The sequence below is a fragment of the Pseudomonas sp. TE3728 genome (genome assembly GCF_056279145.1).
This window is the reverse complement of the sequence record NZ_JBWBQT010000001.1, coordinates 4,480,421-4,501,306: the sequence shown is the minus strand read 5'-3', so window position 1 is coordinate 4,501,306 and position 20,886 is coordinate 4,480,421. Positions and strand designations below refer to the sequence as shown.

The 20,886-nt window shown below is 59.9% G+C and carries 18 protein-coding genes; 11 read left to right on the top strand and 7 right to left on the bottom strand.

What is annotated here, in order from left to right; genetic code table 11:
• Positions 1-44 precede the first annotated feature (44 nt).
• The 4 genes from ACZ89R_RS19710 to ACZ89R_RS19695 all read right to left on the bottom strand — a co-directional run bounded on the left by ACZ89R_RS19710 (position 45) and on the right by ACZ89R_RS19695 (position 5,715).
• A complete protein-coding gene (locus ACZ89R_RS19710; protein ID WP_192346598.1) occupies positions 45-257 on the bottom strand; it encodes a hypothetical protein in 213 nt (70 codons plus the stop codon).
• Positions 258-502: 245 nt separating this feature from the next.
• Positions 503-1,609: an agmatine deiminase gene (gene aguA, locus ACZ89R_RS19705; protein WP_401171980.1), complete on the bottom strand. Its 1,107-nt coding sequence runs from the start codon at positions 1,607-1,609 to the stop codon at positions 503-505.
• A 3-nt stretch (positions 1,610-1,612) separates the two neighbouring features.
• Complete coding sequence (gene aguB, locus ACZ89R_RS19700; RefSeq protein WP_429544843.1) at positions 1,613-2,491, bottom strand: N-carbamoylputrescine amidase; 879 nt, start codon at positions 2,489-2,491, stop codon at positions 1,613-1,615.
• A gap of 311 nt (positions 2,492-2,802) precedes the next feature.
• Positions 2,803-5,715 (bottom strand): aminotransferase, encoded by a 2,913-nt coding sequence (locus ACZ89R_RS19695; protein ID WP_429544844.1) that lies wholly within the window; start codon positions 5,713-5,715, stop codon positions 2,803-2,805.
• Positions 5,716-5,934: 219 nt separating this feature from the next.
• On the opposite strand from ACZ89R_RS19695, the gene ACZ89R_RS19690 reads away from it, so the two are divergent.
• The 5 genes from ACZ89R_RS19690 (at position 5,935) to ACZ89R_RS19670 (ending at position 10,952) form a co-directional block, all read left to right on the top strand.
• Positions 5,935-6,459 (top strand): DUF3916 domain-containing protein, encoded by a 525-nt coding sequence (locus ACZ89R_RS19690; RefSeq protein ID WP_429544845.1) that lies wholly within the window; start codon positions 5,935-5,937, stop codon positions 6,457-6,459.
• Positions 6,460-6,601: 142 nt separating this feature from the next.
• The gene (rfbC, locus tag ACZ89R_RS19685) at positions 6,602-7,147 is read left to right on the top strand and encodes a dTDP-4-dehydrorhamnose 3,5-epimerase (protein WP_429544846.1); all 546 of its coding nucleotides are present in this window, start codon (positions 6,602-6,604) and stop codon (positions 7,145-7,147) included.
• A 106-nt stretch (positions 7,148-7,253) separates the two neighbouring features.
• Positions 7,254-9,062 carry a sensor histidine kinase gene (locus tag ACZ89R_RS19680; RefSeq protein ID WP_429544847.1) on the top strand — a complete coding sequence of 603 codons (1,809 nt, stop codon included), beginning with the start codon at positions 7,254-7,256 and terminating at the stop codon, positions 9,060-9,062.
• The gene (locus ACZ89R_RS19675; protein ID WP_429544848.1) at positions 9,059-10,453 is read left to right on the top strand and encodes a sigma-54-dependent transcriptional regulator; all 1,395 of its coding nucleotides are present in this window, start codon (positions 9,059-9,061) and stop codon (positions 10,451-10,453) included. The genes ACZ89R_RS19680 and ACZ89R_RS19675 overlap by 4 nt, the downstream gene beginning before the upstream one ends.
• 40 nt (positions 10,454-10,493) lie before the next feature.
• Positions 10,494-10,952: a YiiD C-terminal domain-containing protein gene (locus ACZ89R_RS19670; protein WP_008068720.1), complete on the top strand. Its 459-nt coding sequence runs from the start codon at positions 10,494-10,496 to the stop codon at positions 10,950-10,952.
• A 135-nt stretch (positions 10,953-11,087) separates the two neighbouring features.
• Here the strand turns inward: ACZ89R_RS19670 and cysQ are convergent, their stop codons facing one another.
• Positions 11,088-11,921, bottom strand: a complete 834-nt coding sequence (gene cysQ, locus ACZ89R_RS19665) for a 3'(2'),5'-bisphosphate nucleotidase CysQ (RefSeq protein ID WP_429544849.1) — start codon at positions 11,919-11,921, stop codon at positions 11,088-11,090.
• Positions 11,918-12,484: an ADP compounds hydrolase NudE gene (nudE, locus tag ACZ89R_RS19660; protein WP_429544850.1), complete on the bottom strand. Its 567-nt coding sequence runs from the start codon at positions 12,482-12,484 to the stop codon at positions 11,918-11,920. Before nudE ends, cysQ begins: the two co-directional genes overlap by 4 nt.
• Positions 12,485-12,572: 88 nt before the next feature.
• Here nudE and yrfG point away from each other — a divergent pair, with 88 nt between their 5' ends.
• Positions 12,573-13,235, top strand: coding sequence for a GMP/IMP nucleotidase (yrfG, locus tag ACZ89R_RS19655; RefSeq protein WP_429544851.1), 663 nt, complete (start codon positions 12,573-12,575; stop codon positions 13,233-13,235).
• A 110-nt stretch (positions 13,236-13,345) separates the two neighbouring features.
• Here yrfG and lysM read toward each other — a convergent pair whose 3' ends face one another.
• Complete coding sequence (gene lysM, locus ACZ89R_RS19650; protein ID WP_429544852.1) at positions 13,346-13,786, bottom strand: peptidoglycan-binding protein LysM; 441 nt, start codon at positions 13,784-13,786, stop codon at positions 13,346-13,348.
• A 137-nt stretch (positions 13,787-13,923) separates the two neighbouring features.
• Between lysM and ACZ89R_RS19645 the strand changes: the two genes are divergently transcribed.
• The 5 genes from ACZ89R_RS19645 (at position 13,924) to ACZ89R_RS19625 (ending at position 20,872) form a co-directional block, all read left to right on the top strand.
• Positions 13,924-14,811: a LysR family transcriptional regulator gene (locus ACZ89R_RS19645; RefSeq protein ID WP_429544853.1), complete on the top strand. Its 888-nt coding sequence runs from the start codon at positions 13,924-13,926 to the stop codon at positions 14,809-14,811.
• Positions 14,812-14,905: 94 nt separating this feature from the next.
• Entirely contained in the window at positions 14,906-15,745 is an 840-nt protein-coding gene (fdhD, locus tag ACZ89R_RS19640) for a formate dehydrogenase accessory sulfurtransferase FdhD (protein ID WP_192346579.1), read from the top strand.
• Positions 15,742-18,090: an FdhF/YdeP family oxidoreductase gene (locus ACZ89R_RS19635; RefSeq protein WP_429544854.1), complete on the top strand. Its 2,349-nt coding sequence runs from the start codon at positions 15,742-15,744 to the stop codon at positions 18,088-18,090. The genes fdhD and ACZ89R_RS19635 overlap by 4 nt, the downstream gene beginning before the upstream one ends.
• Before the next feature lie 124 nt (positions 18,091-18,214).
• Positions 18,215-19,135, top strand: coding sequence for a LysR family transcriptional regulator (locus tag ACZ89R_RS19630; RefSeq protein ID WP_429544855.1), 921 nt, complete (start codon positions 18,215-18,217; stop codon positions 19,133-19,135).
• A 198-nt stretch (positions 19,136-19,333) separates the two neighbouring features.
• Complete coding sequence (locus tag ACZ89R_RS19625) at positions 19,334-20,872, top strand: MFS transporter (RefSeq protein WP_429544856.1); 1,539 nt, start codon at positions 19,334-19,336, stop codon at positions 20,870-20,872.
• Positions 20,873-20,886: the final 14 nt, after the last annotated feature.

Sequence of the window (20,886 nt, the reverse complement as noted above, 5' to 3'; positions counted from 1 at the left end):
GCCGCCTTCCCGGCAGCGCTTTTATCAATCCGTTGTTTTTCTTCTTATCCTTCCATCACATCCCACAGTGCGTCCAGTTCCGCCTCGCTGAATAAACCAGCAGGGTAGCGCTCGATCATCATCCGGCGCGGATCAGGTTCTCTGATCTGACGCGTTCCATTGGACTTCAACCATTGCGCCAAGACCTGGAGCGATTCGCTGTTAACTGCCAGGGGATGCATTGCCCGCTCGCTCACGACGTTCATTTCGGCGTTCATCTCAGCGCTCTCTCCTGGTTTGTGAGCGGCTAACTTATCCAAGGTTTATGACAGAACATCGAAGTTCTCTCCCTCCCCATGTTGCGCCATCGAAGATACAAGAGCTGTGCCAACGTTTTCCAAGTGTCGACAAGTGGATACAAAAAAGCCCGCAGTCCTGATGGGCTGCGGGCTTTCTGTGAAATAACGACGCTAAAGCGTTGCTCAATCGATTCTTCAATCAACTCAAGCTGTTACGACCTCACTCACTCCTTGTGCGGCGCGGGTTGTTGTTGGGTAAGGCAGTGGATGTTACCGCCCCCCAGTAACAGTTCGCGCCCCGGCACCATGACCACTTCGTGCTGCGGGAACAAAGTCTGCAAAATCTCTTTGGCCGGACCGTCCAATGGGTCGTCGAAGCTCGGCGCGATAATGCCGCCATTAACGATCAGGAAGTTCACATAAGAGCCGGCCAGACGAACAGTCGGATTGCGTTCCTGAGTGCCATCCACCGGATCGACACCTGCGCACTCTTCTTCGGTGGCATACAGCGGCCCCGGAATCGGCATCTTGTGCACCGTGAATGGGCGCCCTTTGGCATCGGTGCTGTTTTGCAGCACGTTCATTGCCGCCTGGCAGCGCGGGTAGTTCGGGTCCTGCGGGTCATCGGTCCAGGCCAGCAGTACTTCGCCCGGACGCACGTAGCAGCAGAAGTTATCCACATGGCCGTCGGTTTCGTCGTTGAACAAACCGTCCGGCAGCCAAATGATTTTATCCACAGCCAGATTTGCACTGAGCACCGCTTCGATTTGCGCACGGTCCATGTGCGGGTTGCGATTGCGGTTGAGCAGGCACTCTTCGGTGGTAATCAGGGTGCCTTCACCATCGACATGGATCGAGCCGCCTTCGAGCACAAAACCTTCGGTGCGGTAGCGGGGGCTGCGCTCGATTTCGAGGATCTTGCCCGCCACTTGCGAGTCACGGTTCCACGGCGAATACAGACCACCGTCAAAACCGCCCCAGGCATTGAAGTCCCAATCCACACCACGGACTTCGCCGCGGTTGTTGATGACGAACGTCGGGCCAGTATCCCGAACCCAGGCGTCATCGCTGGACATCTCCACCAAACGAATATTCGGCACGTCGAGTCGGGCCCGAGCATTTTCGTACTGGCCAGCGGAGACTGCCACGGTCACCGGTTCGAAACGCGCGATGGCCTTGGCCACCGCCACGTGCGCGGCTTGCGCCGGTTTGCCGCCCAGGCGCCAGTTGTCCGGGCGCTCGGGCCAGACCATCCAGGTCTGGGTCTGGGGCGCCCATTCAGCGGGCATGTAAAAGCCGTCGGTGCGAGGGGTGCTGTTCAAAGTGGTCATGGTTCAGGACTCCAGGGAACCGTCGAGGGTTTTGATCGCGCCGTACAGGTTCGGGCGACGGTCACGGAACGAGCCCCATGCGCTGCGGATGTGCTCCAGCTCATCGAGGTCGAAACTGTGAACCAGAATGCCTTCTTCTGTTTCATTCAGCTCCTGGACTTTCTCGCCAAACTGGTTGGCGATGAACGACGAGCCGTAGAAGGTGATGTCGTAGCCGTCCTGCTCTTCGTTGCCGATGCGGTTGCTGGCAATCAGCGGCATCAGGTTGGCGCCGGCATGGCCTTGTTGCACGCGCTGCCAATGGTCACGGGACGAAATGGTCTTGTCGTATGGCTCGCTGCCGATGGCGGTCGGGTAGAACAGGATTTCCGCGCCTTGCAGCGCCATGCTGCGGGCGCACTCAGGGAACCACTGATCCCAGCAGATGCCCACGCCGATTTTCGCGTAGCGGGTATTCCAGACTTTGAAGCCGGTATCGCCCGGGTTGAAGTAGTACTTTTCGTGGTAGCCAGGACCATCCGGGATATGGCTTTTACGATAAATCCCGAGGTTGCTGCCGTCGGCATCGATGATCGCGATGCTATTGAAACGTGCGCGGCCAGCCAGCTCGTAGAAGCTGATTGGCAGAACAACCTGCAGTTCTTTGGCGACCTTCTGGAAATGCTTGATGGCGACGTTGTCTTCGACCGTCGTGGCCAGCGGCAGGTAGTCAGGGTTCGGTTTCTGGCAGAAGTACGGCGCTTCGAACAGCTCCTGGATCAGGATGATTTGCGCGCCTTTCGCCGCGGCCTCACGGACCAGCTTTTCAGCGGTCTCGATGTTGGCTTCAAGGTCCCAGGAACAGGCCATCTGGGTAGCGGCGACGGTAACGATACGGCTCATGAATCATCTCCTGGGCAAGTGTTGAGGGTCGAGGGTGGCATCGACCGATGACAGAAAGAGGCAGCACCGGGCATGGTTCATCCACACCGTGGGCAGTGGCGACTTTATAGCCGATAAAAATCGGCTTTTAAAGCGATAAATATTCTTTCTTTCGAAAAAAACTCACTAAAAGCCGATAACAATCGGTATTTCGCGATTCCAATGTAGGAGCTGCCGAAGGCTGCGATCTTTTGATCTTTAGCGATATCACCAATGCCAAAAATCAAAAGATCGCAGCCTTCGGCAGCTCCTACAGGGGGCCGCAGCGCTGCTTATAGGCCCTCATCCAAGGCTTTGGACAGCATGTCGACAAAGAAATCCACGCTCTGACGCGACGTAACCATCGGCGGCTTGATCTTGAGAATGTTCAGGTAATCGCCCGTCGGCTGCATGAAGATCCCCAGCTCACGAAGGCGATCGCACAACACCGTGGTTTCTTCGGTCGCGGGCTCCAGGGTTTCTCGATTGCGGATCAACTCCACGCCCAGATAGAAGCCGGAACCATGCACCGCTCCCACCAACGGATGCTGGTCAATCAACGCTTCAAGGCGTTCTTTGAAATACCCGCCCACAACCTGCGCGTTCTCCCAGAGTTTTTCTTCTTCCATCACATCCAGCACTGCCATGCCAATCTGGCAACTGACCGGGCTGCCACCGGCCGACGAGAAGAAGTAACCCTCGGCCTCCAGCGCTTCGGCAATTTCCCGTCGGGTAATGACTGCGCCCAACGGTTGGCCGTTACCCATGCCTTTGGCCATGGTGATGATGTCCGGCACCACGCCCTGTTCTTCGAAGCCCCAGAAGAATTTGCCCATGCGGCCGTAACCGACTTGCACTTCATCGGCGATGCACACCCCGCCCTGAGCGCGGACCAGCGCATAGACCTGCTTCAAATAGCCCGGTGGCAGCGAGATACCGCCGGCATTGCCGTAAACCGGCTCGCAGATGAAACCGGCCAGTTGGCGTTTCTGTTCGGCAATTTTCGCCAGGTTATGTTCGACGCTGCGCACGTAGTCCGGTGCGCTGTCGATGCCACGAAACTCACCGCGATAGGTGTTCGGCGCGGTGACTGGATGCACCCAGTCCGGACGGCTGCTCAAGGCCTTGGGGTTGTCGGCAATCGAGGTCGAAACCGCGTCCGCCGCGACTGACCAACCGTGATACGCCTCCAGCACGCTGAGCATGTCGCGACCGCCGCTGTAGGCCCAGGCCAGACGGATCGCCAGGTCATTGGCCTCGGTGCCGCTGTTGACCAGAAATACGCGATCCATGTTGTCCGGTGCCAGCTTCAACAAACGCTCGGAAAACTCGGCAATCGCCGCGTAGTGAAAACGCGAATTGGTGTTGAGCAACGACCACTGCCGGCTGGCGACGGCAGCCATGCGCGGATGGCCATGACCCAAGACCGCAACGTTGTTGAGCATGTCGAGGTAAGAGCGACCCTGCATGTCGATCAGGTGATTGCGCCAGCCTCGCTCGATGCGCGGCGGGTCTACGTAATAGTGTTTCTGGGAGCGAGCGAAACTCGCGTCACGGCGGGCGAGCAATGTCTGCGGGTCGAGCTCTTCTTGCGCATCACAGGCCAGGCCCAGCAACACGGCAGGTGAAGGACATAACGCCTGCCAGGCTGCGGCGCGCGATGGCGTACAAAACAACGGCGCGTCGAGCTGAGCACTTCGGCACAACTGCACGATCAACGGCCCGCTGACTGAGCCCAGCACCTGGCCTTTGACCAGCGCCGCGCTACTGCGTACCGATGGAGCCACACCCCACAATCGGACGCTGAGCTCTGGGCCATCCAGTTGCAGCAAGTTCTCCCCTTCGACATGGATAACGCCGGCGAACGGCGCTTCGACCGTCGTGCCATCGGGCACTCGCAACGCAACGTGTAGCGGGAAAGTATCGGGTTCGCTGGCACAGTCCGGGCGAGTGCGGGACAGACGATACTGGCCATATCGACTGGCCGCCAGACCGTGAGCTGCGGCGGCCTCAGTCAGCAGACGCAGGTCGATCCCCTCTTGCTCCCAGTTACCCGCCTCGAAATGCGGACTGAGCACGCCCAGATCGATCAACGCAAATTCACGCCCCACCAGACTCGGCAACAATGGCGCGAAGCTTTCACTGCCGATGCTCGGCAGGCTTTGACCGACTGCGGTAAGAATCGCCGCCTCCATCAACGCCAACGGCACCGATGTGGCAACACGGAAAATTTCCCACTCATGGGTCAGGTTGTCGCGACTGTACTCATTGCCCGGATCAATGCTGACCTGCTGCTCGCCACTCAGCACCAGCACTGCCGAGCGGGCGACGATCAGCGGCCAGAGCGCCAGCAACTCTTCATGCTGCAACGGATTGACCGCGTGATAAGCCCGAACCGCCGGCAAAATGCAGAACGGATCGCCATCGGCATGGTGCAGCAGCGCGGCGCAGGTCACCGACAGATCGGTGATCCGCCAGGTACGGACCAGGTCGCCGAAATCGATCACGCCCTGCAACTGCCATTGGCGCTGCGAATCCCGCTGCCAGACTACGTTGTCGTCGGTGATGTCCATGTGAATCGCCTGCACCGGCAGCTTGTCCACCAAGGGCTGCAAGTGGCGCTCGGCCTGTTCGGCGCCTTCAGCAATCAACGCTCGTTGCCGCTCATCCTTGATCACCGGCAGCAGATGCGCGATTAACGCATTGGCGTGGCGAGCGTCCCATTGCAGGGTGCGCTCAAGGCCTGGGTGATTGAAACCGGCCAGCGCCAGGTCCATTTCGCCGCAGAGCCGACCAAAACCGGCGACCACTGAATGGCTTAGATGATTGAGGTGCGTCAGGGATTGGCCGTCGATGTAATCAAGCAAACGCACGTGCACCGCTTGGCCCCCAACTTCAAGGGAGAGCAGGTCTGCGCCATTTTTTGCAGGAATCACTCGCGGCACCTGCACGCCAGAATGTTCACCCAGATGCTTGAGTCCTGCGTGTTGGGCTTGCAACTCCAGCGCCGAGTAATCACCACGGCAGATTTTCAGGACGAAACGCCCCTGCTCGCTGTCGACGCGGAAATTGAGATCCTGCTGGCTCCCAAGAGCCTGCAACCGCCCGCTCAGCCCGTAATGCTCTTTCAGCAGCTCTATCACTTGCGCCGCAGACACCTGCGGGCTGGGCAGACTGGCACGGTGAATCAACGTGGCGAGCGGCATACAACGACCCCTGAAATTTTATTAGGCGCTTATATCGCCATTGCTTGGGGCGATACGCAACCCCTTATACCGGTCAGAGAGTCGGCATTGGGGATGGTTTCCGGTCAGCGATTACTCAGATGAACTTTCCTACAGCAATCTCGGATTGCCTTTCACTGTTCCTGATTCCAACCTATAGCCACAAAGGATTCTTCAACCGCCCAGGATAAAGTCGCCACCATGACGATGCGTCGCCTTGCACTCTCAAACAAAAAAATCCGAAACATCCCACGTCGATTGAAAGGCCTCGCAGTCTGGGCCTCTCGCTTCGAGGGTTATTTTCCGGACGATCTGACTCTCGAACAGAAATACTGCAACTGGAAAATTCCGGTTATCACGACACTGGTAGAGGGTAAACAAGCGACCACTGCCATACGCAAAGAATGCGCTCAACAAATGATCAATGCAGCGCATCACATACGCCAGGCTAGACCGGAAAATGCCATCGACTGTCGAGTAATCACGGTTATCTGCCTGCCGGACATGTTCACCAGCGAAATCTGCATTTACACCAATCTGGACTACCACCGAAGTCACATCCCGCTAATCGATAGTGAATACTGCCCAGCGGACAAAAGCCTCGCAGCGCAATGGGGTCTCGTCCTTCCGGACGGGATGAAAGAAAGAGGTTTGCGCTTTACCGCTGAAGATTGCGACGGACAACCCTATGAGGCCGAGCAGTGGTATTTCGGTGAGGTCGATTAACAGGTGAGAGATCACCAGTTTTTTTACTGATGGAAATACAGCAACTTCACGAATTTTATCGCCTGAACCACCGCCCCACTCGCACCCGCCGCCACTTTGCGTAAGAATGTCGGCCATCAACGCCTAATGCTGGAGAAACACCATGAATGTAGTCACCACCGACCTGCCCGGTGTTCTGATCATCGAACCCAAGGTATTTGGTGACGAGCGCGGTTTCTTCTATGAGAGCTTCAACGCCAAGGCTTTCGAAGAAGCGACTGGCCTGAACACCCAATTCGTTCAGGACAACCATTCCCGCTCGCAAAAAGGTGTACTGCGCGGTTTGCATTACCAGTTGGAGAACACTCAGGGCAAACTGGTCCGGGTCACCGCCGGTGAAGTGCTGGACGTGGCGGTGGATATTCGCCGCAGCTCGCCGTATTTCGGCAAATGGGTGGCGGTACGCCTGTCCGCCGACAACCATCGCCAACTTTGGGTACCTGAAGGTTTTGCCCATGGTTTCGTGGTACTGAGCGATTTTGCCGAGTTCCTCTACAAGACCACCGACTACTACACTCCGTCGGCCGAGCGCAGCATTCGCTGGGACGATCCTGACCTGGGCATCGACTGGCAGCTGGACGAAGCACCGAAACTGTCCGCCAAGGATCAGTCCGCCGCGTTCTTCAAGGACGCTGAAGTCTTTTCCTGAATTCCTGTGTGAATTTTCACCGCCAGCGCGCACTTGATCCCAGGTGCGCAGACTGCGCCCGCAAGCCTAGGCATAATGCGTCTATACCCATAGGCGCTTGATGCTCATGACACCAACTCTCCCCCGCAGACCCCGCTGGCGTAGCCTGGCGCTACTCGCGTTGTGCCTGGCGCCCTTGCTGTGGCCGCTGGAGCATTTGGCCGAGCGGTACTACCGCAGCGAACTGGCCGGGCAGAACCGTCAAACCCTCGACCTCTACGTCGCCAACCTGCTGGGCACTCTGCATCGGTATGAAGTGTTGCCGCAGATTCTCGGCGAGCTGCCCGCCCTGCGCGCGACATTGGCCGCACCCGACGAGGGCGTGATTCAGGGCAATGCCAATCGCCTGCTGAAAAACATCAGTGCCCAGACCGGCGCCGAAGTCATGTACCTGATGGACACCACCGGCAAGACGCTGGCGGCCTCCAATTGGGACAAACACGACAGCTTCGTTGGCCGCAATTTCGCTTTTCGTCCTTATTTCAGCGAAGCCATGGCCGGGCGTCTGGGGCGCTTCTTCGGCCTGGGCACCACCTCGGCCAAGCGCGGTTACTTCTTCGCGGCGGCGATACGTGATCGCGAAAAAATCATCGGCGTGCTGGTGGTCAAGGTCGACCTCGACCACACCGAAAGCCTCTGGGGCAAAACCCCGGAACAACTGTTGGTGACCGACCACAATGGCGTGGTCATCCTCACGTCACGGCCCGAGTGGCGTTTCCGCTCGACCCGTCCATTGAGCGACGCAGAACGCGAGGCCATCACCGCGATTCAACCCTACCCGACCCGCGATCCCAAGCCATTGAATCTCGACGCCAACGCCTGGCTGACGCAAACCCGGCAGATCGAAGAAACCGGTTGGAGCGTCAGTATCCTTGCGCCGCGCACCCTGATCGATCGTCCGGTACGCACCGTCGTGGCCATTGGCGGCGCAACGCTGCTGGTATTGATGCTGCTGCTGGGCTTGATGATGCAGCGCCGACGCCATTACCTGGAGCGGATCGCCTTCGAAGGCAAGGCCCGCCAGGAACTGGAAGGCCGGGTCGCCGAACGGACCAGCGACCTCGAAGGCCTCAACCGTCGACTCAAGCAGGAAGTGCTGGAGCGCGAACACGCTCAGCAGGAACTGGTGCGCGCGCAGGATGACCTGGTGCAGGCCGGCAAGCTCTCGGCGCTGGGGACGATGTCGGCGAGCATCAGCCATGAACTCAACCAACCGCTGGCGGCGATCCGCAGCTACGCGGAAAACGCCGAAGTGCTGCTCGATCATCAGCGCACCGAGGATGCTCGCGGCAACCTCAAGCTGATCAGCGAATTGACCGGGCGCATGGCCTCGATCATTGCCCACCTGCGCGCCTTCGCCCGACGTGATCGCCACGCCCCGGAAAGTGTTGCCCTGCAACCGGCACTGGACGACGCGCTGGCGTTACTGGCCAAGCGTCGGCGCAGCATGGAAGTCGAGCTGATCCGTGACCTGCCGGCTGCCACCCTATGGGTCGAGGCCGGGGAAACGCGTCTGCGTCAGGTACTCGGCAATCTGCTGGCCAATGCCCTCGACGCCCTGACGGAAAAAGGCCCGCCGCGTAAACTCTGGTTGAGTGCCGAGTCCACCGCCGACGGTGTCAATCTGTACATTCGCGACAACGGCCCCGGGTTCTGCCTGGAAGCGCTGGGTCGTGCCGGCGAGCCCTTCTACACCACCAAGACCCGCACTCAGGGGCTTGGCTTGGGACTGGCGATTTGCGACACCCTGATGCGCGCCTTCGGTGGTGAATTGTCGTTCTCCAACCACAAGGAAGGTGGCGCCCTGATTACCCTGAAGTTGCGCGCAGGCTCACCGGGCGTGAGCCTGCAACCGTCCGAGGACCGAAGTGCATGACCATCGACAACCGCATCCAGGTCGTGTTGATCGACGACGATCCCCACCTGCGCCAGGCCCTGAGCCAGACCCTGGACCTGGCCGGCCTGAAAATCCTGCCGCTGGCTGAAGCCAAAGGCCTGGCCGGGCAACTGGAGCGTGACTGGCCGGGCGTAGTGGTCAGTGACATCCGCATGCCAGGCATGGACGGCCTCGAACTGCTGACCGAACTCCACGCCCAGGATCCGGAGCTTCCGGTGCTGCTGATCACCGGCCACGGCGATGTGCCGCTGGCCGTTCAAGCCATGCGTGCCGGAGCCTATGATTTTCTGGAAAAACCTTTCGCCAGCGACTCCCTGCTCGACAGCGTACGTCGTGCCCTGGACCTGCGCCGGCTGGTGCTGGACAACCGCAGCCTGCGTCTGGCCCTGAGCGATCGCAACGAACTGAGCGCTCGGCTCGTCGGGCAATCAGCGCCGATGCTGCGCCTGCGTGAGCAGATCGGTGCACTGGCGGCGACCAAGGCCGACGTGCTGATCCTCGGCGAAACCGGCGCGGGCAAGGAAGTGGTGGCGCGCGCGCTGCACGACCTGTCGAGTCGGCGTAACGGTCCATTCGTGGCGATCAACGCCGGGGCCCTGGCCGAGTCGGTGGTGGAAAGCGAGCTGTTCGGTCACGAGCCCGGTGCGTTTACCGGCGCGCAGAAACGTCGCATCGGCAAGTTCGAATTTGCCAATGGCGGCACGTTGTTCCTCGATGAAATCGAAAGCATGAGCCTGGATGTGCAGGTGAAATTGCTGCGCTTGCTGCAAGAGCGGGTCGTCGAGCGCTTGGGCGGCAACCAGCTGATCCCGCTGGACATCCGCATTATCGCTGCGACCAAGGAAGACCTGCGTCAATCCGCCGACCAGGGCCGCTTCCGTGCCGACTTGTATTACCGCCTGAACGTCGCGCCGCTGCGCATTCCGCCGCTGCGTGAGCGGGGCGAAGATGCGCTGATGCTGTTCCAGCATTTCGCCGATGAAGCCAGCGCCCGCCACGGTTTGCCACCCCACGAATTGCAGCCGGGACACCGGGCGCTACTGCTGCGCCATACCTGGCCAGGCAACGTGCGAGAACTGCAGAACGCCGCCGAACGCTTTGCCTTGGGTCTGGAACTGGCGCTGGACAACAGTGCGCCGGATGGCGGCGTCGGCAGCACGATTGAAGTGGTCAGCGGCGGCCTGAGCGAGCAAGTGGAGAACTTCGAGAAGAGCTTGATTGCCGCCGAACTGGCGCGCTCGCACAGCTCCGTGCGCAGTCTCGCCGAAGCGCTCGGCATTCCGCGCAAAACCTTGCATGACAAACTGCGCAAGCATGGTCTGAACTTCGCCGATGCCGGCGCCGGCAGCCACACTGACGACCTTGATTGAGCTACCGTAAAATCATCCCCTTCACACAAAAGGCCCGTGAATGAACCGCGACAGTCGTCACCTGGAATCGATCCTCCATTCTGACATCCCCCTCACGCGGGACATGGGCCTCAAAGTGCTCGACTGGCACGACCAACAACTGCGCCTGCACCTGCCGCTTGCGGCCAACGTCAATCACAAGAGCACCATGTTCGGTGGCAGTCTGTATTGCGGCGCAGTGCTGGCCGGCTGGGGCTGGCTGCATTTGCGTTTGCGTGAAGAAGGCATCATCGAAGACGGTCACATCGTGATTCAGGAAGGGCAGATCAGCTACCCGCTGCCGGTCACCATGGACGCGACGGCGATTTGCCAGGCACCGAGTGCGGCAGTCTGGAAGAAGTTTCTGGCGATGTATCAGCGGTACGGGCGGGCGCGATTGACGTTGCATTCGCGGATCGTGAATACCGGGAGTGAAGAGGATGCGGTGCGGTTTACCGGGCAGTACGTCCTTCACCGGTAAAGCAAAAGATCGCAGCCTCGTTTCACTCGACAGCTCCTACAGAGAAACGCGTCCCCCGTAGGAGCTGTGTAGGAGCTGTGTAGGAGCTGTCGAGTGAAACGAGGCTGCGATCTTTTGATCTTTGATCTTTGATCTTCAACCCCGAGCCAAAGCCAGCAACTTCTCCCGCCATGCCGCCTTGGCCGGCAGCGCCAGGAAAAACTCATTCAACAACGACTCCCGCGCCGGATAGCAGAACGGCTCACCGCTCAAATCCAGCACCTCTCCACCTGCGCCTTCCAGCACACCTTGCGCAGCCGCCGTGTCCCACTGCGAAGTTGGCGCCAACCGCGGATAACAATCCGCCGCGCCTTCCGCCAGCAGGCAAAATTTCAGCGAGCTGCCGATGTTCGCCAGTTGCAACTCACCCAGGCTATCGCTCAATCCCGCGAGTAACCGTTCCTGCTCAGGGCTCGAATGCCGACGACTGGCGACCACCGTGAAAAGCTCACCCGCAGCCGGGACCTCGCGAACCTGAATCGGCAACGGCTCGGCGCCTTTATCACCACGCCAGGCACCCAACCCTGCACCGCCGACATAAAAGCGCCCGTTGGTCGGCATCGACACCACACCAAACACCACACGCCCCTGCTCGATCAGCGCAATGTTGACAGTGAACTCTTCGCTACCGGAGATGAACTCCTTGGTCCCGTCCAACGGGTCGACCAGCCACCAGCGCTGCCACCCGGCGCGCACGCTCCGGGGGATATTGGCGTCCTCTTCGGACAGCACCGGAATGCTCGGATCCAGCGCTGTCAGCCCGGCCAGAATCACGTGATGAGCGGCCATGTCGGCGGCGGTGACCGGGGAATCATCGGACTTTGCAGTGACAGCAACGTTGACGCGCCAGAACGGCAGGATCGCCTCGCCAGCCTTCAAAGCCAGTTCAACGACTGGCGCCATCAACGGATGGGAAAAATTCAAGCTCACGGTAAAAACACCCCACGTTGAGTCAGTAAGTCACGGGCCAGATACAGCGCCGCCAAGGCACGGCCCTCGGTGAATCGTGGATTCTGCACCAAAGACGACAATTCACGCAGGTTGATCTTTTCCACCCCCATCGGCTCGGGCTCGTCACCCTCCAGGCGTTCTTCGTACAGCTCAGTGGCCAGCACCACCTGGATCCTCTGGCTCATGTAGCCCGGTGACAATGACAACTCGGTCAAATGCTCAAGCTGTCGCGCGCCATACCCGGCCTCTTCCATGAGCTCCCGCTCGGCCGCCGCCAACACGTCTTCGCCCGGCTCGATCAAACCTTTGGGCAGGGACAATTCGTATGCATCGGTGCCGCCGCAGTATTCCTCCACCAACACCGCGTGCTCCGCGTCGAGCATCGCCACGATCATTACCGCACCATGACCGGTGCCTTTGCTGACCAGACGCTCGTAAGTACGCTCCACGCCATTGGAAAAGCGCAACTTCAGCTCTTCGACACAGAACAAACGGCTGGTGGCGACAATGTCGCGGGCGAGTACGGTGGGTTTCTGGCGCATGAGAGGCTCCTTGGCGTAAGCGGGTTACTATACCCGGCCTATCCTGATTGTTTATCCCGGATATCTTTTTTACCGCTGGAGAAGTTTTATGTCCCTGCTGCCCTGGCATGACATCGATACCGTTTTGCTGGATATGGACGGCACGCTGCTGGACCTGCACTACGACAACCATTTCTGGATGGAGCACCTGCCCCAGCGTTATGCCGAGCTGCACGGCGTGAGCCGGGCCATGGCGGAGCTGGAATTGCAGCCGCTGTTCGAACGCAATGCCGGCCAGTTGCAGTGGTACTGCCTGGATTTCTGGAGCGCCGAGCTGAAGCTGTCGGTGCGCGAACTGAAACTGGAAACCGCGCACCTGATCGCCCTGCGTCCGGATGCGGATACATTTCTGGCGGCGATCAAACGGGCCGGCAAACGCGTGGTATTGATCACCAACGCCCACCGCGACTCGCTGTCATTGAAGCTGGAACGAATTGAACTGGCGCCGTATTTCGAGCGGTTGATCAGCTCTCACGATTACGGTTTCCCCAAGGAAAACCCGCAATTCTGGGATGCCTTGCAAGCCGACATCGGCTTCGATCCGGCGCGCAGTCTGTTCATCGACGATACGTTGCCGATTCTGCGCAGTGCGCGCAATTTTGGCGTGGCGCATCTGCTGGCCGTGAGCGAGCCAGATAGCCGAAAAGGGCCGAAGGACACGGCCGAGTTTGCGGCGGTGGGGGATTATCGGGAGCTCATCGCAGGGCTCTGATTCCCTGTAGGAGCTGCCGCAGGCTGCGATCTTTTGATCTTGGCGGTATTAAAACTGCCGAAGATCAAGATCAAAAGATCGCAGCCTTCGGCAGCTCCTACGGCCTCACATTATTCGGGAATCCGCAACGACTGCCCCGGATAGATTTTGTCCGGGTGCGACAGCATTGGTTTATTGGCCTCGAAAATCTTGTTGTACTTGTTCGCGTCGCCGTATTCGGCCTTGGAAATCGCGCTGAGGGTGTCGCCCTTTTTCACGGTAACGAAACGAGCGGCCTTAGCCACCGGTCCGGTCACAGTAATCTGGTCATCAACACTGCCGACACCGGCAATATTGCCCACGGCCAACAGAATCTTTTCCTTCTCTTCCTGGCTCCCCACTTCACCGGTGACGATGACTTTGTCGCCCTCGATGGTCGCCTGAACATTCGGATTACCCAGGCCGACCTTGCTGATGTGTTCCTTCAACTGCTCGCTGGCATTCGCATTGCCAGGCGTCAGCAGATCAATAAGTTTTTCGCCTGCTTCTTTCACAAAGCTAAAAATACTCATGGTGCACTCTCCTTGGGGTTTAGGTTCCAGACGCCAAAGACTAGACCAGCCTTGCAAAGCCCGGTTCCTTACCGACCAATGACCCAACCCCGCGCAGGCGGTAGAATCGCAAACCTTGCCCGCGCCCTGGAGCGAAGATGGACATCAAGCAGCTCAAATTCCTCATCGCTCTCGACGAAACCCGGCACTTTGGCCAAGCCGCCGCGCGTTGTCACATCACTCAGCCGACCCTGTCCATGCGCCTGCGCAGCCTCGAAGAAGAACTCGAACTGCCGCTGGTCAACCGCGGCCAGCGCTTCGAAGGTTTCACCGCGCCGGGCGAGCGCGTGCTGGCGTGGGCGCGTACGGTGCTGGCGGCCTACGACGGATTGCAGGCCGAAGCGGCAGCCTGTCGCGGCAACCTCGTGGGTACGTTGCGTCTGGGCGTGGTGCCGCTGTCGAGTTTCGACCCGGTACCGCTGATGCAGCGCCTGCACGCCGAGCACCCGAACCTGCGCTTCGAACTCTCGGCACTGAGTTCCGAGCAGATCCTCGAACAGTTGGCGAACAACCGTCTCGACCTCGGCGTGTCGTACCTGGAGCGTCTGGACGGTGAGCGTTTCGATTCCCTGGCTTTCAGCGAAACCCACATGGGCTTGCTCTACGATCAGCGTTTCTTCAGTTTCGGTGACGCGCCCTTAAGCTGGAAATCGTTGATTGAACTGCCGTTGGGCATGCTCACCAGCGGCATGCATTTTCGCCAGTCCATCGACCATAACTTCCACAGCCGTGGCTTGGCCCCCCAACCGTTGCTGCAAACCGATGCGGTCCACCAATTGTTACAAGCGGTACACGGCGGCCTGTGCTGCGCCGTGATGCCATTGGAAGGTGGTCTGGAAAACCTCACCGATCACTTGCGCCTGCAGCCTATAGAAAGTGCCCAGACCCTCGCCCGGCTGGGGCTGATCATGCGTCGTAGCGCTCCGCGTTCGGCGCTTGCAGAAGCCTGTTTCGCGATCTATCAGCAATCAATGATCGGCTCTTGATCGACGTCATCTATCGGCAGATCAGTAATAGCAATTAGACACGACCCCCTGACCCGCCTAGGCTTAAAACTGACCAACCCATCGGTGATACCTGATGAACGCCAAGCGCCCTGCCCGCGCGGCGCCTGCTGTTGAAACGCCCGCGACCGTCGCCAGTCAGACATACAGTTACTGCAACCTCGAATACACCGAGTCGGCCAGCACCGCGCTGGCCGAGGAAGTCGCGTTGGCGATTGCCTATAACGGCATCAGCCAGGCCGTCATGTTGGTCACACCAACGGATCTTGAAGACTTCATCGTCGGCTTCAGCCTCGGCAGCGGCATCATCGAAGACGCCTGCGATATCTACGACTTGCAACTCAGCGGCACGGGCTCGGCGCAATACGCGCAAGTGACCATCGCCAATCGCGCCTTCTGGAACCTCAAGCAGCAGCGTCGGCAACTGGCTGGCACCAGTGGTTGTGGTCTCTGCGGCGTGGAAGCGGTTGAGCAAGCACTGCCCGACCTCAAAGTCTTGCCCGGCGCCCCACTGCCCCCGACCGAATGGCTGGACGGCCTGCGCCAGCGCATCGGCGAATTCCAGCCGCTGGGCCAACATTGCGGCGCGGTACATGCGGCGGTGTTCATGAACGGCAACGGCGAATTGTTGCTGGGCCGTGAAGACATCGGTCGACACAACGCCCTCGACAAGCTGATCGGTGGGTTGATCCGCCAGAAGATCCCGATCACTGGCGGCCTGGCGATTGTCACCAGCCGTTGCAGCCTCGAATTGATTCAGAAAGTTTTACGCGCCGGCATTCAGACCCTGGTCAGTTTATCGTCGCCCACGGGCCTTGCCGTGCAATGGGCCCGTCGACACAACCTCAACCTCATCCACCTGCCGCAGAAAAGTGCGCCGCGGGTCTACAGCCCCGCGACGGAGAATCAAGCGTGAGTCAACATCGTCAAGCCGACCAGAAACCCGTCCCCCGCTACAAGCCCTACAAAGGCCCAGCCGGTGGCTGGGGTGCGCTGATCAGCGTCGCCCAGGCCTGGTTGACCAGCGATAACGCGCTGAAAAACCTGCGCATAATGCTCAAGACCAACCAGAACGGCGGCTTCGACTGCCCCGGTTGCGCGTGGGGCGATTCTCCGGAAAAGGGCATGGTGATGTTCTGCGAGAACGGCGCTAAAGCGGTGAACTGGGAAGCGACCAAACGCCGTGTCGACGCTGCATTCTTTGCCAAACATAGCGTCACCTCGCTGCTGGAACAGAGCGACTACTGGCTTGAATATCAGGGCCGCCTGACCGAGCCGATGAGCTACAACGCCGAAACCGATCGCTACCAACCCATCAGCTGGGATGATGCCTTCACCCTGATCGCCAAACATCTGCGCGGCCTGTCGAGCCCGAATCAGGCCGAGTTCTACACCTCGGGCCGCGCCAGCAACGAAGCGGCGTTCCTCTATCAATTGTTCGTGCGCGCCTATGGCACCAACAATTTCCCCGATTGCTCAAACATGTGTCACGAAGCCAGTGGTGTTGCGTTGGCGCAGAGCGTTGGCGTCGGCAAAGGCACCGTGACCTTCGATGATTTCGAACACGCCGATGCGATTTTCGTCTGGGGCCAGAACCCCGGCACCAATCACCCGCGGATGCTCGAACCCCTGCGCGAAGCGGTGAAACGCGGCGCTCAGGTGGTGTGCATCAACCCGCTGAAAGAACGCGGTCTGGAACGTTTTCAGCATCCACAGCACCCACTGGAAATGCTCACCAACGGCGACAAGCCGACCAACACCGCGTACTTCCGCCCGGCACTGGGCGGCGACATGGCGATCATGCGCGGCATGGCCAAGTTCCTGCTGCAATGGGAGCGCGATGCGCAGAAGGCTGGTGAGCCTGCGGTGTTCGACCACGACTTCCTCAATGAACACAGCGTCAACGTTCTGGAATACCTCGGCATCGTCGACGACACCCCGTGGGAGCAGATCGTCGAGCAGTCCGGCCTGCCCCTGGTGGAAATCGAGCAAGCGACGCGCATGTACGCCAAGGGCAAGAACGTGATCATGTGCTGGGCGATGGGTATCACCCAGCATCGCCATTCGGTGGCGACCATCCAGGAAATCGCCAACCTGATGCTGTTGCGCGGCAACATCGGCCGGCCGGGTGCCGGCCTGTGCCCGGTGCGCGGCCACAGCAATGTGCAGGGCGACCGGACAATGGGCATCAACGAACGTCCGCCGGTGGCATTCCTCGACGCTCTGGAGCGGCGCTTCCAGTTCAAGGTTCCCCGTGAAAACGGCCACAACGTGGTCGAGGCGATTCACGCCATGGCCGACGGCCGCTCGAAAGTCTTCATCGGCCTGGGCGGCAATTTCGCCCAAGCCACCCCCGACAGCGCGCGTACCTTCCAGGCTCTGGCCAGCTGCGAACTGACCGTGCAGATCAGCACCAAACTCAACCGTAGCCATTTGGCCCACGGTAAAGACGCGCTGATCCTGCCGTGCATGGGCCGTACCGACATCGATATCCAGGCCGAAGGCGCCCAAGCGGTGACCGTGGAAGACTCATTCAGCATGGTCCACGCCTCCAACGGTCAGCTGCAGCCACTGTCGAACCAGATGCGCTCGGAGCCTGCAATCATCGCCGGCATCGCCGCCGCAACCCTGGGCAGCAAACCGGTGGACTGGAACTGGATGGTGGCCGATTACAGCCGCATCCGCGACCTGATCGCCGACACCATCCCGGGCTTCCGGGGCTTCAACGAGAAAATCCAGAACCCGGGAGGCTTCTACCTGGGTAACAGCGCCGGCGCACGTCGCTGGAATACCCCATCGGGTCGGGCCAACTTCCGTGCGAACAGGCTGCCCAAACACCTGGTGCACGAACGCACCCGCGCCACCGGCGTGCTGCCGGACCTGATCATGCAGTCGATGCGCTCCCACGATCAGTACAACACCACGATTTATGGTCTTGATGACCGTTATCGCGGGGTGAAAGGTCAGCGCGACGTGCTGTTCGTCAATGAAGCCGACATCATTCGCCTCGGGTTCAAACCCGGGCAGAAGGCTGACATTGTTTCGATTTGGGATGATGGCCGTGAGCGTCGGGTGAAGGGTTTCACGCTGCTGGCGTTTGATATTCCTGCCGGGCAAGCGGCCGCTTACTATCCGGAAGTGAACCCGCTGGTGCCGCTGGAAAGCACTGGAGATGGCAGCCATACGCCGACATCGAAGTTTGTGGCGATTCGCTTGGAAACGGCGAGTGAGACTGGGTTGATTTTGGCCAAGTCGGCTTAACGCGGCGTCTGAGCTGACGCCATCGCGAGCAGGCTCGCTCCCACAGACCTGCCAATACATCCGCCAGGAAGATGTTTGCTAGCATTGCGTTTGAATCAATCCAGATCAGACACGAGTGCTCAGCATGCAACTCCCGGACATGAACCTGTTGGTCGCCCTCGACGCCTTGCTCGATGAAGGCAGTGTGGTAGGCGCTGCACGGCGGATGAACCTCAGCCCGGCGGCGATGAGCCGGACGCTGACGCGGATTCGCGAGGCCATTGGCGATCCGATTCTGGTGCGCGCCGGTCGAGGCCTGGTGCCGACGCCCAAGGCACTGGAGTTGCGCGAGCAGGTGCGGGAGCTGGTGGAGCAGGCCGCTTTGCTGTTCCGCTCCGCCGATGAGGTGGATCTGGGCAGTTTGCGCCGGCGGTTCAGCATTCGTGCCAATGATTTCTTTGTGGGCGTTTACGGCGGCAAGCTATTTGACACGATGGAACGCCAGGCCCCGCATTGCGAATTGCGCTTCGTTCCTGAGGGCGATGGAGACGACGAAGCGTTGCGCGAAGGACGTATCGATTTAAGCGTCAGCAACAATCGTCCGCTGATGCCGGAAGTGAAGGTGCAGAACCTGTTTTCCACGCACTTTGTCGGGCTGGTGCGTGAAGATCACCCGTTGTTCGACGAAGAAATCACCGCTGAACGGTACGCCGGGTTTTCTCATATCAGCATGTCCCGTCGCGGGATCGCCCGCGGGCCGATCGACACGGCGCTCAACGCCTTGGGGCTGGAGCGGCGGGTGGCGGTGATTGCACCGAGTTTCCATGCCGCGATGTTCGCCCTGCCGGATTCCGATCTGATTCTGCCGGTGCCCAAGGAGGCGCTGCTGAGCGTGCGACGCCTGGGCTTGAAACTGCGCTCGTTCACCCTGCCAATTCCGTTACCGACCCTGATGCTGACCCAGGCCTGGCACCCGCGTTTCGACAAAGACCCGGCCCACCGCTGGATGCGTGAAACCCTCAAGACCTGTTGCGATGAAACATGGCTGGCGGCACAGCCGGTTTAAAGATCAAAAGATCGCAGCCTTCGGCAGCTCCTACCGGGGATGTGTGTTCGCCATGCTTTTGTAGGAGCTGCCGAAGGCTGCGATCTTTTGACCTGACGATTGCGTATCGCGCACTTATAAACTGCCAATAAGTCAATTTTCGTCAACGTTACCCCTCCCTAAAATGCTTCGGTATTCCCCTTCCGGAGCTTGCAGTACATGACTTCCCTCACGGTCACGGCGCCTCTCGCTGCGGCCAAACCAACGGCCGCCGCCGCGCCACCGGTCTTCGGCCCGCGAATCATTATCGGCCTGGTGGGCGTGTTACTGGCGGTGCTGGTGTCGGGCCTGAACGAGATGGTGACCAAAGTCGCGCTGGCCGATATCCGCGGCGCGTTGGCCATCGGTTACGACGAAGGCACCTGGCTGGTCGCCAGTTACACCGCGACCTCGGTGGCCGCCATGGCGTTTGCCCCTTGGTGTGCGGTGACGTTCTCGTTGCGGCGCTTCACTCTGTGCGCGATCAGTGCGTTCACCCTGCTGGGTGTGTTTTGCCCGTTCGCCCCGAATTACGAAAGCCTGTTGGTCATGCGCACCTTGCAAGGTCTTGCCGGCGGCGCGCTGCCGCCGATGCTGATGACCGTTGCACTGCGATTCCTGCCGGCCAACGTGAAACTCTATGGCCTGGCCGGTTATGCCCTGACGGCGACCTTTGGCCCCGGTCTCGGTACACCGCTGGCCGGGTTGTGGACCGAGTACGTCGGCTGGCAATGGACCTTCTGGCAAATCGTCGTGCCGTGCCTGTTTGCCATGGCGGCGGTGGCCTACGGTTTGCCCCAGGATACGCTGCGGCTGGAACGCTTCAAGTCATTCAACTGGCGGGGCTTGCTGCTGGGGTTCCCGGCGATCTGCATGCTGGTGATCGGCATCCTGCAAGGCAATCGGCTGGACTGGTTCGAGTCGAGCCTGATCTGCGGGCTGCTCGGCGGCGGGCTGCTGTTGCTGATGCTGTTTCTGATCAATGAGTGGTCGCAACCGATTCCATTCTTCAAGTTGCAGATGCTCGGCATCCGCAACCTGTCGTTCGCGCTGTTGACGCTGGCCGGCGTGCTGGTGGTGTTGCTCGCGGTGGTCCTCATTCCCTCCAGTTACCTGGCTCAGGTCCAGGGTTATCGCCCGGTGCAGACCGCGCCGATCATGCTGCTGGCGGCTCTGCCTCAGTTGATCGCGCTGCCGTTGGTGGCGGCGCTGTGCAACCTGCGTTGGGTCGATTGCCGCTGGGTGCTGGGGATCGGCCTGAGCATGCTGACGCTGTCTTGCCTCGGTGGTTCGCAACTAACGTCGGCGTGGATTCGCGACGATTTCTATGCCCTGCAATGGCTGCAGATTTTCGGTCAGCCCATGGCCGTGCTGCCGCTGTTGATGCTCTCCACCGGCAGCATCACTCCGATGGAAGGGCCATATGCCTCGGCCTGGTTCAATACCGTGAAAGGCCTGGCGGCGGTGATTGCTACGGGTGTGATCGAGGCACTGACCACCGCAAGGCTGCATTTCCACTCGACCATGCTGGTGGACAACCTTGGTAACTCGCCCCTGATCCAAAGCGACAACGCAGGCCTGGCTCACCGACTGCATCAACAGGCCCTGGTGCTGACCTCCTCCGACCTTTATCTGTGCATGGCCGGCGTCGCCGTGGCGCTGATCCTGCTGATTTTCTGGCTGCCGACGCGGATCTATCCATCGCGCGCGCCGACTTGAATGCTTCACTGAAA

Coding starts and splice junctions, on each gene's coding strand:
- nudE (WP_429544850.1), bottom strand. CDS start 12,484: ATGCGCCAGAAACCCACCGTACTCGCCCGCGACATTGTCGCCACCAGC.
- ACZ89R_RS19690 (WP_429544845.1), top strand. CDS start 5,935: ATGACGATGCGTCGCCTTGCACTCTCAAACAAAAAAATCCGAAACATC.
- ACZ89R_RS19710 (WP_192346598.1), bottom strand. CDS start 257: ATGAACGCCGAAATGAACGTCGTGAGCGAGCGGGCAATGCATCCCCTG.
- ACZ89R_RS19630 (WP_429544855.1), top strand. CDS start 18,215: ATGCAACTCCCGGACATGAACCTGTTGGTCGCCCTCGACGCCTTGCTC.
- ACZ89R_RS19680 (WP_429544847.1), top strand. CDS start 7,254: ATGACACCAACTCTCCCCCGCAGACCCCGCTGGCGTAGCCTGGCGCTA.
- yrfG (WP_429544851.1), top strand. CDS start 12,573: ATGTCCCTGCTGCCCTGGCATGACATCGATACCGTTTTGCTGGATATG.
- ACZ89R_RS19675 (WP_429544848.1), top strand. CDS start 9,059: ATGACCATCGACAACCGCATCCAGGTCGTGTTGATCGACGACGATCCC.
- ACZ89R_RS19625 (WP_429544856.1), top strand. CDS start 19,334: ATGACTTCCCTCACGGTCACGGCGCCTCTCGCTGCGGCCAAACCAACG.
- aguB (WP_429544843.1), bottom strand. CDS start 2,491: ATGAGCCGTATCGTTACCGTCGCCGCTACCCAGATGGCCTGTTCCTGG.
- fdhD (WP_192346579.1), top strand. CDS start 14,906: ATGAACGCCAAGCGCCCTGCCCGCGCGGCGCCTGCTGTTGAAACGCCC.
- rfbC (WP_429544846.1), top strand. CDS start 6,602: ATGAATGTAGTCACCACCGACCTGCCCGGTGTTCTGATCATCGAACCC.
- ACZ89R_RS19645 (WP_429544853.1), top strand. CDS start 13,924: ATGGACATCAAGCAGCTCAAATTCCTCATCGCTCTCGACGAAACCCGG.
- ACZ89R_RS19695 (WP_429544844.1), bottom strand. CDS start 5,715: ATGCCGCTCGCCACGTTGATTCACCGTGCCAGTCTGCCCAGCCCGCAG.
- ACZ89R_RS19670 (WP_008068720.1), top strand. CDS start 10,494: ATGAACCGCGACAGTCGTCACCTGGAATCGATCCTCCATTCTGACATC.
- aguA (WP_401171980.1), bottom strand. CDS start 1,609: ATGACCACTTTGAACAGCACCCCTCGCACCGACGGCTTTTACATGCCC.
- lysM (WP_429544852.1), bottom strand. CDS start 13,786: ATGAGTATTTTTAGCTTTGTGAAAGAAGCAGGCGAAAAACTTATTGAT.